Consider the following 12,375-nt stretch of genomic DNA (forward strand, 5'->3'; position numbering starts at 1 on the left):
CATGAACGCAAAGACACATTCACGTTCTGCCGCGCCCCTGTCGGAAGCCGATAAGCGGCTCGCCGCCGCGCCCTCGGCGTGGCGGTATTTCCCAAGCCTCGCGCACTACCCGCTGCACCGCGATGCGCTCATCGTGGTCTTGATTTTGGGTCTAGGCCTGTGGCTGATGCAGTTCAGCAGTACATATATCGTGTTGCTGCTGGCTCTGGGCATGGCGTTCGTGACGCAATATCTGCTGGGCGTAGTGCAGAGCACAGCTCTGGGTTACGCTGCGCCGCCTCCGTTCGTCAGGGAAATCCTGTCCCAGCCGAATTATTTTCGCCTGCTGGCGCTCGCGCTCTACCTCGTGCCGCTGACGCTCTTGGTATTGTTCGCGGCGCATTTCCGGCTTGCTTGGCTGGCCTATCCATTGCTTGCAATCGGTGCATTCCTGTTGCCGGCATTCATCGCGGTGCTGGCGCTGGCGGACGACGTGCGCGAGGCCGGCCAGCCCCTGAAGCTCAGGCATTTCATCCTCCAAGCTGGCGATGCGTATCTGGTCGTCGGCCTGCCAATGGCGGCGCTGGCATTGGCCGCCTATGCGTTCGGCGGAAGCATGTTTTCTCTGCTGGCCGCGCTGGGTGCGATCTGGTTGCTGATGATGAGCTGCCACCTTTTGGGTTTTGTCGCGTTCCACGGTTATGCGCAAATGAACGTGGGCATGGAAGAACTGAAGAAAACCGAGGATATACGCCGACTGGAAAATCAGCAAGCGAAGCTCGGGGAGCTGCTGTTGCAGGTGGATCTACTGCTGGCCGCGGGCGATCAGCGCGCCGCCTGTGATGCCATGTTCCTTGACCCCGGACCGCTGCATGATGCGCAGAAGTTCCATGAGGATCTGTATGAAGCATTGCGCAGCCGCGGGCAAGTTATCCTCGCGCTGGTCCAGGGCAAGCGACTCATGCACTTGTTGATGCATCAAAACAAGACGGGGCGTGCGCTCACGGTGTATGAGCAATGCCTGAATCTCTGCGGCTTCTTCGAGCCCCGCGAATTGCTCGAAGCGCTGCAACTCGCGGAATCGGCCTTGCAGGAAGGGCGCCTGCCGCTGTTCGACAAGATCGCCGCCGGTATAGTGCAGCAGCATCCAGGATCGGACGAGGCAGTGGGTTTACAGTTTCGCCGCGTGCGTTACCTGATTGAGGCCCAAAAGGACGAAGCCGGCGCGCTCCGGGATCTTGAAGCGCTGCTTTCCGAAACCGACAATCCTCTCTATCCGCGCATCGCCGCGCTGCACAAAACGTTGAGCGCTCCGCGTTCGTCGCGCTGATAGCCCTGCCTATTTGAGATAGGTGTCGTCCGGATAGCACCAGGCCCAGTCCGGTTCGGCTTCGATGGTCTTGATGATGGGGTGCTGGCTGCTCGCGTAATGCGCGCGCGCGTGGCGGTTCCTGGAGCTGTCGCAGCAACCCACATGTCCGCAGATCATGCAGATGCGCAGATGCACCCAGGTGTCGTCCTGGGCGACGCATTCCGGGCACACGTGCGCCGTGTAGCTCACTTCACGGGCCTGACCGGTGTGTTTGCAGAGTTTCGAGTGGAGTTGTTGCGCGGTCAATTTCACGCTGGGCATATTGGCCTCCGGTGACAATGTTGCATGAGGACTCTGGGGTACCCTCACCCGGCGCTTCGCACCACCCTCTCCCGGAGGGAGAGGGGGTTCTGTAAGGGGGCTATTGACTGGCGATCGGCCGCACGGTGAAGGACGGCGCCTTGAGCCGCTCGCCCTTGTACGCTTTGACTTCGCCAAAATGCCGCCGGGCTTCCCAGTCATCGCGCGCCGCGCGGATTTCCTCGGCGGTGCGCGCCACGAAATTCCACCAGATGATCACAGCCTCGCCGAAGGGCGCACCGCCGATGAGCACCGCGTGCGCGGGTGCCTTGCTCGTCAATTCCAGGCCACTGCGGTGGGTGCCGAGGTAGTGCAAGGCGCCGGGCGTGAGGCGCGTGCCTTCCAGGTCAAGTTCGCCCTCGATGATTACCAGCGCGTGCTCCCAAGCGGGATTGAGCGGCAATCTGAGTTTGCCGTTGGCGCCCATCCTGAGTTCTGCTCCCACCAATGGCGAAAATTCCCGGGCTCGGACGCGCACGTCGTGCAGTTCGCCCATGAATATCTGTACGCGCCCGCCGCCCGGCTCGAGCACCGGCAGGTCCTTGTAGTGATCGAATGCGGGTTCGCGTCGGCGCTCCGCTTCCGGCAGCGCCACCCACAACTGCAAACCGTGCAGCTTGCCGGAATTCTGCGGCGGAGTTTCTTCCGAATGCGCAATCCCGCGTCCGGCGGTCATCAGGTTCAATTCACCGGGACGCGCCATGCCGGTGAACCCCAGGCTGTCGTTGTGCAGGACTTCACCCGAGAACAGCCACGACACGGTTTGCAGGCCGATGTGCGGGTGTGGCGCCACATCCATGGCTTTGCGGCCGCTGAATGACAGCGGCCCGTAGTAATCGAAGAAGCACCACGGTCCCACCAGGCGGTGCTGGCGCAGCGGCAGCGCGCGTACCACCGTCAGGCCGCCGCCCAGTTCGGCGTTGCGTGCGGGCCAGCTCAGAATTTCCGCGCGGGTTGCGCCTTCGCCTTCACAACGTTCGGCTTCCGGCTGGGGCAGTGGATTGCTCATGGTAATTCCTACGTCGGTACAACTCTCAGGGATGCGGCACGGGCTGAAAGGCGAAGTTCCAGGTGAAATTCGTATCCAGCGTCACGAACAGCGGGTTACCCCTGAGGCCGAATTTCGTCAGCCACGTTGCGCCCGTGCTGCGATTGTACGCCTTGCCTTCGGCGTAACGCGTTGAGGATTCGGGGCCGTTGAACAACATGCCCGGCGGAGATACACGCACTGCAGTGGTGTCGCTGATGTTCATTGGCGTGGTCACCGGCTGCCACTCGGCATCGACGCTCAGTGTGCCGCGTGCAAAACGCAGCACGCTTTTGGCATGCTTGCCTTTGGCGAGAGCATGCAGAGTTAGCGACACTTGCGCCCGGGCCACGGGGATGCCATGGCTTTGGAACAACCGCATCACCGGTGTACCCGGTTTCCCGGCGGCTGCCAGTACCGCGATCCAATGGGCGTTCGCGGGCATCGGCGCGCTGGCATCGAGGACCACCGGTTCCACCGGTACCAGCACGAAGGCCGCGTTGAACGACCCGGTGGCTTTGCCCGCGTAGCTGGAATCGGGGCAGGAGGCGACGAACACCAGCACCAGCCCTGCGTCTTTGACCGGCCCGAGCGCGGCCCGCCATTGGGGTCCCACGAATGTGTTCAATTCGGAAAGCGGTTTGGCCCAGCCGGCCGTCAGGCCGGTGCAGGGCCGCTGCGCCGAGATTGTCCACGCAGCCTCGGCGTTCGCAGCCGTTCCGATCCCCATGGCCAGCAGTCCGCATACAATCATGGCGCAGCGCATAATGCCTCCGGATAATTGCGAATAGAGCACCGATATTAAACCCGATTCATGAGCCTCGAATACTTCCATCCCGCCACTGCGTCATGGTTCCGCCAAAGCTTCGCCGCGCCTACACCGGCGCAGGCCGATGCCTGGCCGGCAATTCGTGCCGGCCAACACACCCTCATTGCCGCGCCCACCGGCTCCGGCAAGACGCTCGCGGCGTTCCTGGCCGCCATTGATGCGCTGGTTTGCGAAGGTCTGGAACACGGTCTCAAGAATGAATGTCATGTGTTGTACGTGTCGCCGCTCAAGGCGCTCTCAAACGACATCCACAAGAATCTGCAGCAGCCGCTGGAAGGCATCCGTGAACAACTGCGCGCGCAGAATCTCCCTGACATAGAAATCCGCGCGCTGGTGCGCACCGGAGATACGCCGCAGGCGGAACGCGAACGCATGCGTCGCGAGCCGCCGCACATCCTGGTGACCACCCCCGAGTCGTTGTACATCCTGCTGACTTCCGATTCCGGCCGGCGCACCCTGTCCACGGTCAAAAGCGTGATCGTGGATGAAATCCACGCGCTCGCCGGCAACAAGCGCGGCGCGCATCTCGCGCTATCGCTGGAAAGATTGTCTGCGCTCACGCCGCAGGCACCGGTGCGCATCGGTCTGTCGGCGACGCAAAAGCCCATTGAAGAGGTCGCGCGCTTTCTGACGGGTGGCGAGGCGTGCAACATCATCAATACAGGTCACGTGCGCGAACGGCGGCTGCATCTGGAATTGCCGCGCTCGCCCCTCGCGCCGGTGATGGCCAACGAAGTCTGGGCGGAAATCTACGACCGGCTGGCAGAATTGATCAACGCGCATCGCACTACGCTGGTGTTCGCCAACAACCGGCGGCAGGCGGAGCGCGTAGCACGGCATCTGGCCGAGCGCATCGGCGAGGAGCACGTCACCTCGCATCATGGCAGCCTGGCGCGCGCCCATCGCCTCGATGCCGAGCAGCGCCTGAAGCGCGGCGAACTGAAGGCGCTGGTGGCGACCGCTTCGCTCGAACTCGGTCTCGATATCGGCGACGTGGACCTGGTGTGCCAGCTCGGCTCGCCGCGCAGCATCGGTACGTTCTTGCAGCGCGTGGGCCGCTCCGGTCATGCGCTCGGCGCGCTGCCCGAGGGCCGGCTGTTCCCGCTGTCGCGCGACGATCTGGTGGAATGCGCCGCACTTCTGGATGCGGTGCGCCGCGGGGAACTCGACGCATTGCACGTAAAGGAAGCCCCGTTCGACGTATTGGCGCAGCAGATTGTCGGCGAAGTCGCTTGTCGCGAATGGAATGAAGCGGAGCTGTTTGAGCTTTACCGCCGCGCCTGGCCGTACCGGAATCTGAGCCGCGCGGACTATACCGAAGTCGTCAGGATGCTGGCCGAAGGTTATGCCACGCGCCGCGGTCGAAGGAGCGCGTATCTGCACCGCGACGCGGTCAACGGCAAATTGCGCGGCCGGCGCGGCGCCAAACTCGTGGCGGTCACCAACGGCGGCGCGATTCCCGATCAGTTCGACTACGAAGTGATCCTGTCTCCCGCGGGCCTGCGCGTCGGCTCGCTCAACGAGGACTTCGCCTTCGAGTCCATTCCCGGCGACATCTTCCAGTTGGGCAATACCAGCTATCGCATCCTCAAGGTCGAAACCGGCCGCGTCTTGGTGGAAGACGCCAAAGGCCAACCACCCAACATTCCGTTCTGGTTCGGTGAGGCACCGGCGCGCACACTGGAATTGTCACAGGCGGTATCGCGTTTGCGCGAGAAGGCGGATGGTCTACTTTGCGCATCGGGTGCAATGGACAATCGTGAAAAATCCCCCTGCGCGTCACACGCGCTTCCCCCTTCACAAAGGGGGGTGAGTGGGCAGCCGACTCATCAGGCCGCAAGCACCGGCGGTGCGCTCCCCCCTTTGCAAAGGGGGGCATGGGGGGATTTTATGGCCGAGGGAGGCGTATCCGAACCGAAGGCGAAGCTGGAGCGATGGTTGTGCGCAGAACTGCAATTGGATGCGGTCGCCGCGCAGCAACTCGCCGCGTATCTTGCCGCCGCACGCGCCGCACTTGGCACGTTGCCTACCCAAAACCAAGTAGTATTCGAGCGTTTCTTCGATGAGGCCGGCGATCAGCACTTCGTGATTCATTCGCCCTTCGGCGCGTGCATCAACCGTGCCTGGGGCTTGGCGCTGCGCAAGCGCTTCTGCCGCAAGTTCAACTTCGAGCTTCAGGCCGCGGCACTGGAAGACAGTATCGTTCTATCGCTCGGTCCCACCCACAGTTTCTCGCTGGAAGAGCCGGCGCGTTATCTGAACTCCGCCAGCGCTTTGGATGTGTTGCAACAGGCGGTGCTGAACGCGCCCATGTTCGGCACGCGCTGGCGCTGGGTGACGAGCACCGCCCTCGCCGTGCGCCGCAACCGCAACGGCCGGCGTGCGCCGCCGGCGTTCCAGCGCGCCGACGCTCAGGACCTGGTGGCAGTGGTGTTTCCCGACCAGCTTGCCTGTGCCGAGAATCTCACCGGCGCCATCGAGATTCCGGACCACCCCCTGGTAAAGCAGACGCTCCACGATTGTCTGCACGAGGTCATGGATGCGGACGGGTTCCTCGCTTTGCTTCGGCGTCTGGAATCCGGCGAACTGAAAGTGGTGGCGCGCGATCTGGCCGCACCCTCACCGCTGGCCCAGGAAATCCTCTCGGCTCGGCCGTATGCCTTTCTTGACGACGCGCCGGCCGAGGAGCGGCGCACGCTCGCAGTGCAATCGCGCGGCATCTCGAGTCTGGAAGACGCCGGCGCGCTGGCGGCACTCGACCCCGACGCTATCGCGCGGGTGCGCGCCGAAGTCTGGCCCGAAGCGCGCGATGCCGACGAATTGCACGATGCCCTGACAATCCTTGGCTTTCTCACCGAAGAGGAAGGCAAACGTAATCCAGCTTGGTCGGGTCTTTTCGATGAGTTGGTCACTGCAAAGCGTGCCACGCGATTCTGGCAAAAAGTCGCCAGCCCTAATCCAGTAGTCACCCCCGCGAAAGCGGGGGTCCAGGGATTTGAATCAACGGATACCGCTGCCGAGGTGGGAGCGGTCGTCCCGACCGCGATGGGGCTGAATCGTGGCGGAGACCGCCACTCCTACAAAATTCTGTGGGTCGCCGCTGAACGCTTGCATGAACTGCTCACGATTTATCCCGAGGCGATACTCGATCCAGTGATCGAGCCGGTCGCAGAACCGGATGGAGAACCTTTATCGCAAGAGGACGCACTGCGCGAACTCCTGCGCAGCCGTCTGGAAGCCTCCGGTCAAGTGACCGTTGCTGCACTTACGGAATTGTTCCGGCTTCCCGAAAATGAAATCGAACCGGCGCTGCTGACGTTGGAAGCGGAAGGCTCCATCATGCGCGGCCGCTTCACTCCCACGAGTTTGCCCCCCTCGCCCCCTTTTGGGGGAGAGGGCGAGGGTGAGGGGGGTAATAATTCTCAGCGCACGTCGGCTTCGCCCAGCATCTTGGGCAAAAAGAAAGAAGTTGAGTCTGAATGGTGCGAGCGCCGGCTGCTCGCGCGTATCCATCAGTACACGCTCAAGCGCCTGCGCAACGAAATCGAGCCGGTGACGCCGGCCGATTACCTGCGTTTCCTGTTTGAGTGGCAGGGCGTTGCGGGCGAGCGCGCCGAAGGCAGCGCTGCGCTGGCCGCGGCGCTGGAACAACTGGAAGGCTTCTCGGCGCCCGCCGCTGCCTGGGAGGCGGACATCCTGCGCGCGCGCGTCAACGACTACGCACCTTATCTGCTGGATCAGCTTTGTGCCGGCGGTGCGGTAGCCTGGCTGAGACTCAACCGATCGCACAATGCAGACGGCGAGCGCCATGCCGGCCCAGTGCGCAATACGCCCATCGCCTTTGTCTCGCGCGAAGCCTTGCCCCATTGGCGCGCGCTTGCTGGTTCACCGGACGAGGGCGCGTTCAATCTCTCCCACGGCGCGCGTACGGTGCGCGACGCGCTCAGGCATCACGGCGCTTTGTTCTTTGCCGATCTGGTGCAGGAAACCGGACTGCTGCGCACGCAACTCGAAGCGGCGCTGGCGGAACTCGCGACCTGCGGTCTTGCGACTGCCGACAGCTTCGCCGGTTTGCGCGCGCTTATCACGCCCACCGCCAAGCGTGCGCCGCTCGCGCGCTCCTTCCGCTACCGCTTGCGGCGCGGCGCGCCGCCAGGAGTAAATGAAGCGGGCCGCTGGTCGCTTATGCCGCCGCGCACCGTGACGGGCGATGCGCCTGCCGACGGCGACGCGCTCACGCATCTCGCCGTAGTGCTGCTGCGCCGCTATGGCGTGGTGTTCCGCAAAGTGCTGGAGCGCGAGAACAACCTGCCGCCCTGGCGGGAGCTGCTCTATATATATAGAAGACTCGAAGCCCGCGGCGAAGTGCGTGGCGGGCGTTTCGTGGATGGCTTCTCTGGTGAGCAGTTTGCCCTGCCGGAAGCGGTGGGCGCATTGCGCGAAACCCGCCGACACGAAAAGACCGGCGAACTGGTTTCGGTGTCCGCCGCCGATCCGCTCAATCTTGTGGGCATCGTCACGCCCGGTGCGCGCGTGCCGGTGCAGGGTGAAAACCGCGTGCTCTACCGCGATGGCGTACCCGTGGCGGTGCAAGTGGCAGAGGAAGTGAAGTTCATGCAGAAAGTTGCGCCCGAGACGGAATGGGCACTACGCAATTCGCTTTTGCGGCGTATGTCGGTGGAACAACATCCGTAACATTGCTTTGCATTATCGGATTGCTGAAAGAATGATCATTGCTTGAAGTACAGTAGTCTTTGCCATCCATGATTCTAGGGCACAAGTAGATGGATAAAATGATCTCTATCTTGTCACTTATTATTGCAGTTCTGGCTGTTTTCATTGGCCCACTCGTATCTCTGCGTATCGCAAAACGTCAAATCCAGCTATCTCTGGGAGTTGCGAATAAACAGATCATCGCTCCTATGAGGCAAGTATGGATAAATAACTTACGGGATTTGCTGGCTGAGCTTCTGAGTAGGTCCCGCCATTACTACACAGCAGGTTTTGAAGATAGAACGGACCAGGAGTATCTACGTCTCACCCTTTTAGAATACAAGATTAAATTGATGCTTAATGCAAAAGAGAACGATCACAAGCAGCTTGAAGAGCTTATTCGTATGATGATTTCTTCTCTTGAGCAAGGAAGAGAAAAAGATCAAGAATTTGTAGATACGCATCAGAAATTGGTTGCTTTATCGCGACAAGTATTCAAGAGAGAATGGGACGTTGTAAAGGAACCCATTAACTGAATTGTGATTAACCTCTTCAAGAGGGAGATTTTTATGCCTAACTTCACTCGCAAGAAAAAATCTGCCAGCCGTAAGCGCAAAGTAGCAAAAACGCTGCACGCCTCGCGCTTCCCAGGCGAGAATAGTGCCTATCGCAAGGCGCGTGACAAGCTGCTGAAGGAGGAGATGGCGCTGCGACGGCATACCGAGGCAGTAGCGGCGCAACGTCGCAAGCTGCCACTGGGCGGCAAAGTCCCCGAGGACTATGTGTTCGAGGGTGTGGACGAGATCATGGGTGTGCGGCGGGTGCGGCTATCCGAATTGTTCTCGCCCGGCAAGGATACGCTGGTGATTTACAACTACATGTACGGTCCGGCTATGGAGCGGCCCTGTCCCATGTGCACCTCGATGCTGGATGCGCTCGAGGGCAATGCGCATCACATCATGCAACGGGTGAATCTGGCGGTGGTGGCGAAATCGCCATTGCCGCGTATTCTCAACTTTGCACAGGAACGCGGCTGGCGGCGGCTGCGTTTGCTGTCATCCGCCAACAACAGTTACAACCGCGATTATTTCGGTGAAAGCTCCGACGGCAAGCAATGGCCCGCGCTCAACGTGTTCCGCAAGCGCGGCAATGCCATTCACCATTTCTGGAATTCGGAATTGATGTTTGCGCCCAGCGACAAAGGCCAGTCGCCGCGGCACGTGGACTTCATCTGGCCGCTGTGGAATCTGCTTGATGCCACACCCGAAGGCCGCGGGACGGATTGGCATCCGAAGCTGAGTTATTAGAAGCAGTCTCAAAATTTGCAATTCGATCATGTTGAGCCCTTCGGCTTCGCTCAGGACCGGCTGCGCAAAGCGAAGTCGAAACATCGTTATTGCAGCAGAATCTACCCCCTTCGACTCCGCGCCTGCGGCGCTACGCTCAGGGCGAACGGATTTTGAGATAAGTTCTTGGTCCGCTGGTTGATTCCCGCAGAGTAAACCTTCCGTTAAGTCGTGGGCTTGCCGGCCGGTTCACTCCGGCTGTCCTCCGCGAACAGGCGCCGGAGTTCCTCGGCGGCTTCCTTGGTGGTTTGTATGTATTTGGCTTCGTCGTGGAACACGGCGTACTGGCGCTGCAGCAGCTCCTCATCGTAGTGCTGGAACTTGTCCAGCAGCGCGCGGGTTGCGTGCGCCGGTTCACCCAGACCTTCTAGCACAGCTTCGGTGAGTTTCAGGCTCGAATACAGGGTCTCGCGCACGATCGCCTTCACGCCCAGTTCCGTGAGCAGATGCGCGTGGTAACGGTTGCGGGCGCGGGCGTACACCGGGACGAGCGGGAAATTCTTGCGCACCGTCTCGGCCGTGCGCACCGAAGCCGCTACGTCGTCTATGGCGAGCACGAATACCTTGGCCTGTTCGACGTGCGCCGCGCGCAGCAGCTCCAGGCGCGAGGCATCACCGTAGTACACCTTGTTGCCGTAACGGCGCAGGTCGTCCACGTCCTCGAGGTTTGCATCCAGCGCGGTGAACGTGATTTTCTTGAGACGCAGCACGCGGCCCACGATCTGGCCGAAGCGGCCGAAGCCCGCGATTACCACCGGATTGCCGGGCTCGTCAATGCGGTCAAACGGCGGCGGCGCCTTTTTCGCATCTAGGCGCGCCATGACTTTTTCATCGAACAGTACCAGGAAGGGCGTGGCCGCCATCGAGAGCGTCACGGCGAGATTCAGCAGGTCGGTGAGCGGCTGGCTGAAAATCCGGTAGCCGGCGGCGCTGTTGAAAATCACGAAGGCGAATTCGCCTCCCAGCGGCAGGGTGAAGGCCAGGTTGCGTGACGCGGTACGCGGCAGTTGATATAGCCGCCCCATACCGTAAAGCACCGCGCCCTTGATGATCAGCATGCCGGCGGTCACGCCGATGACGATGAGCGGAATGGTTGCGAGTAGTCCCAGGTTCACCGACATGCCCACTGCCAAAAAGAACAATCCCAATAGCAGACCCTTGAAGGGTTCGATGTTGGCTTCCAGCTCGTGGCGGTAACTGGAGTCCGCGAGCAGCACGCCGGCGATGAAGGCGCCCAGGCCCATGGACAAGCCGACAGCGTTGGCGATGAGCGCGGCACCGATCACGATCAGCAGCGCGGCGGCGGTGAAGATTTCCGGATTGCCGAAGCGCATCACGAAGCGGAATACGGGTTTGAGAACGTAGCGCCCGCCAAAGATCAGCGCGGCCATCACCACCACGATGATGATGACGGAGCGCAGGAAATGCGCTTCGTGAATGGGCGCACCGCCGTGCACCACCTTGAGCAGCGCCAGTACCGGAATCGCCGCGATGTCCTGGAACAGCAGAATGCCGAACGCCGCGCGGCCGTGTTGCGTGGTGAGTTGTTTCTTCTCTCCCAGCATCTGCAGCACGAAGGCGGTGGACGACAGGGCCAGCCCGAAGCCCACCACCAGCGCCGTGATCCAGTCGAGACCGAGGGCGCGCGCGCCGAGCGCCAGGATGATGGTGCTGACCACGACCTGCACCGCACCCATACCGAATACGGTGCGGCGCAGCGCCCACAGACGTGAAGGTTGCAGCTCCAGCCCGATGATGAACAGCAGCAGCACCACGCCGATCTCGGAAAAATTCAGCAGCGCATCCACGCCGGTGATGAGCTTCAGTCCCCAGGGACCGATGACCACGCCGGCAATCAGATAGCCGAGCACCGAGCCGAAGCCGGATTTGCGCGACAGCGGAACCGCGATGCACGCGGCGATGAGGAACACCAGTACCTGTGGCAGGAAGCTCATGGCAGTCTCCACGCGTGCGACGGCCTAGCTTAGCAAGCTTGGATTGTGAGAGCGGCCGGGTTGATCACTGAGCCGCCTGCCACGATAACTACATCGCATGCGAGGCAAGCTGCGCGCGTAGTCCAGAGCAGAGGAGAACCTTTCTATTCCCTCCTTTGAAAAAGGAGGGTGAGGGAGGATTTGATCTGAAAATCCCCCTTCGTTCGGACTTCGCAATCCTGCTCGGTCCGAACGCCCAGGGTGGCCCTGCACACTCTGCCATCCTGCATCGTGTTCAGGTCCAGGGAGACCGTCCCTGGTCTCCCGCACATCGCTTCGCGATGAGCCCATGGCCACCCGTTCAGCGCTTCGCGCCTCACCCCCCTTTTTCAAAGGGGGATGGGACATTGGTTCTAAATTGCTCCATTCTTGCCCGTTACCGGGAATGCAGCAATTCCCGCGCTGCCTTGAGAATATCCGTGAGCACGCCGGCGGCGGTCGGCTCCGGTCCCGCGCCGGGGCCGGCGATGGACAGCGGCACGGGCTGATAGCGGTCCGTCCAGAGGCGCACCATGGTTTCCCGCTGTGCGTACAGTCCGAAGGGGGGGCGTAGCGGCCACGTGGGTGGCGTGTCTATAATCCGCTTCATGAATGCGCGCAACCGCTTCCGTCTGCTGTTTGCCCTGAGCCTGGTAGCGGCGTTGACCTTTGTATCTGCCGGCCCGGTGAGCGCGTTGGCGCAATGCTGTCAAGCCGAGGCGGCGCAAATATACGACGCCCGTTGCGACACGCACGGTACGTGTGGGCACGGGCAGGACCTGTCGGTCTGCTGTGGTGGCGTCTGCACGGCCCCGGCGATTTCCGCGGCCCCTCTG

Annotated in this window: 9 protein-coding genes; 4 read left to right on the top strand and 5 right to left on the bottom strand. The window is 61.6% G+C overall.

Going from position 1 to position 12,375, the window contains the following annotated elements; translation table 11 throughout:
- Position 1 precedes the first annotated feature (1 nt).
- Complete coding sequence (locus tag VJR90_01785) at positions 2-1,309, top strand: hypothetical protein (GenBank protein HKV96207.1); 1,308 nt, start codon at positions 2-4, stop codon at positions 1,307-1,309.
- Positions 1,310-1,318: 9 nt separating this feature from the next.
- Here VJR90_01785 and VJR90_01790 read toward each other — a convergent pair whose 3' ends face one another.
- From VJR90_01790 to VJR90_01800, 3 genes are all read right to left on the bottom strand, one after another.
- Positions 1,319-1,612 carry a UBP-type zinc finger domain-containing protein gene (locus tag VJR90_01790; GenBank protein ID HKV96208.1) on the bottom strand — a complete coding sequence of 98 codons (294 nt, stop codon included), beginning with the start codon at positions 1,610-1,612 and terminating at the stop codon, positions 1,319-1,321.
- A 100-nt stretch (positions 1,613-1,712) separates the two neighbouring features.
- Entirely contained in the window at positions 1,713-2,660 is a 948-nt protein-coding gene (locus VJR90_01795; protein HKV96209.1) for a pirin family protein, read from the bottom strand.
- 25 nt (positions 2,661-2,685) lie between these two features.
- Positions 2,686-3,432 carry a hypothetical protein gene (locus tag VJR90_01800; protein HKV96210.1) on the bottom strand — a complete coding sequence of 249 codons (747 nt, stop codon included), beginning with the start codon at positions 3,430-3,432 and terminating at the stop codon, positions 2,686-2,688.
- A 60-nt stretch (positions 3,433-3,492) separates the two neighbouring features.
- On the opposite strand from VJR90_01800, the gene VJR90_01805 reads away from it, so the two are divergent.
- From VJR90_01805 to VJR90_01815, 3 genes are all read left to right on the top strand, one after another.
- Positions 3,493-8,202, top strand: coding sequence for a DEAD/DEAH box helicase (locus VJR90_01805; GenBank protein ID HKV96211.1), 4,710 nt, complete (start codon positions 3,493-3,495; stop codon positions 8,200-8,202).
- 89 nt (positions 8,203-8,291) lie between these two features.
- Positions 8,292-8,756, top strand: coding sequence for a hypothetical protein (locus VJR90_01810; protein HKV96212.1), 465 nt, complete (start codon positions 8,292-8,294; stop codon positions 8,754-8,756).
- A 33-nt stretch (positions 8,757-8,789) separates the two neighbouring features.
- Entirely contained in the window at positions 8,790-9,527 is a 738-nt protein-coding gene (locus tag VJR90_01815) for a DUF899 family protein (protein ID HKV96213.1), read from the top strand.
- 203 nt (positions 9,528-9,730) lie between these two features.
- Here the strand turns inward: VJR90_01815 and VJR90_01820 are convergent, their stop codons facing one another.
- Positions 9,731-11,521, bottom strand: a complete 1,791-nt coding sequence (locus VJR90_01820; GenBank protein HKV96214.1) for a monovalent cation:proton antiporter-2 (CPA2) family protein — start codon at positions 11,519-11,521, stop codon at positions 9,731-9,733.
- A 415-nt stretch (positions 11,522-11,936) separates the two neighbouring features.
- Positions 11,937-12,161, bottom strand: a complete 225-nt coding sequence (locus VJR90_01825) for a hypothetical protein (protein HKV96215.1) — start codon at positions 12,159-12,161, stop codon at positions 11,937-11,939.
- Positions 12,162-12,375 lie beyond the last annotated feature (214 nt).

It is taken from the genome of Gammaproteobacteria bacterium (assembly GCA_035279405.1).
Taxonomy (GTDB): domain Bacteria; phylum Pseudomonadota; class Gammaproteobacteria; order Natronospirales; family REEB76; genus REEB76.

What these genes read in the sequence shown, in the direction of transcription:
- VJR90_01785 (HKV96207.1), top strand. Translation starts at nt 2, where the DNA reads ATGAACGCAAAGACACATTCACGTTCTGCCGCGCCCCTGTCGGAAGCC.
- VJR90_01790 (HKV96208.1), bottom strand. Translation starts at nt 1,612, where the DNA reads ATGCCCAGCGTGAAATTGACCGCGCAACAACTCCACTCGAAACTCTGC.
- VJR90_01795 (HKV96209.1), bottom strand. Translation starts at nt 2,660, where the DNA reads ATGAGCAATCCACTGCCCCAGCCGGAAGCCGAACGTTGTGAAGGCGAA.
- VJR90_01800 (HKV96210.1), bottom strand. Translation starts at nt 3,432, where the DNA reads ATGATTGTATGCGGACTGCTGGCCATGGGGATCGGAACGGCTGCGAAC.
- VJR90_01805 (HKV96211.1), top strand. Translation starts at nt 3,493, where the DNA reads ATGAGCCTCGAATACTTCCATCCCGCCACTGCGTCATGGTTCCGCCAA.
- VJR90_01810 (HKV96212.1), top strand. Translation starts at nt 8,292, where the DNA reads ATGGATAAAATGATCTCTATCTTGTCACTTATTATTGCAGTTCTGGCT.
- VJR90_01815 (HKV96213.1), top strand. Translation starts at nt 8,790, where the DNA reads ATGCCTAACTTCACTCGCAAGAAAAAATCTGCCAGCCGTAAGCGCAAA.
- VJR90_01820 (HKV96214.1), bottom strand. Translation starts at nt 11,521, where the DNA reads ATGAGCTTCCTGCCACAGGTACTGGTGTTCCTCATCGCCGCGTGCATC.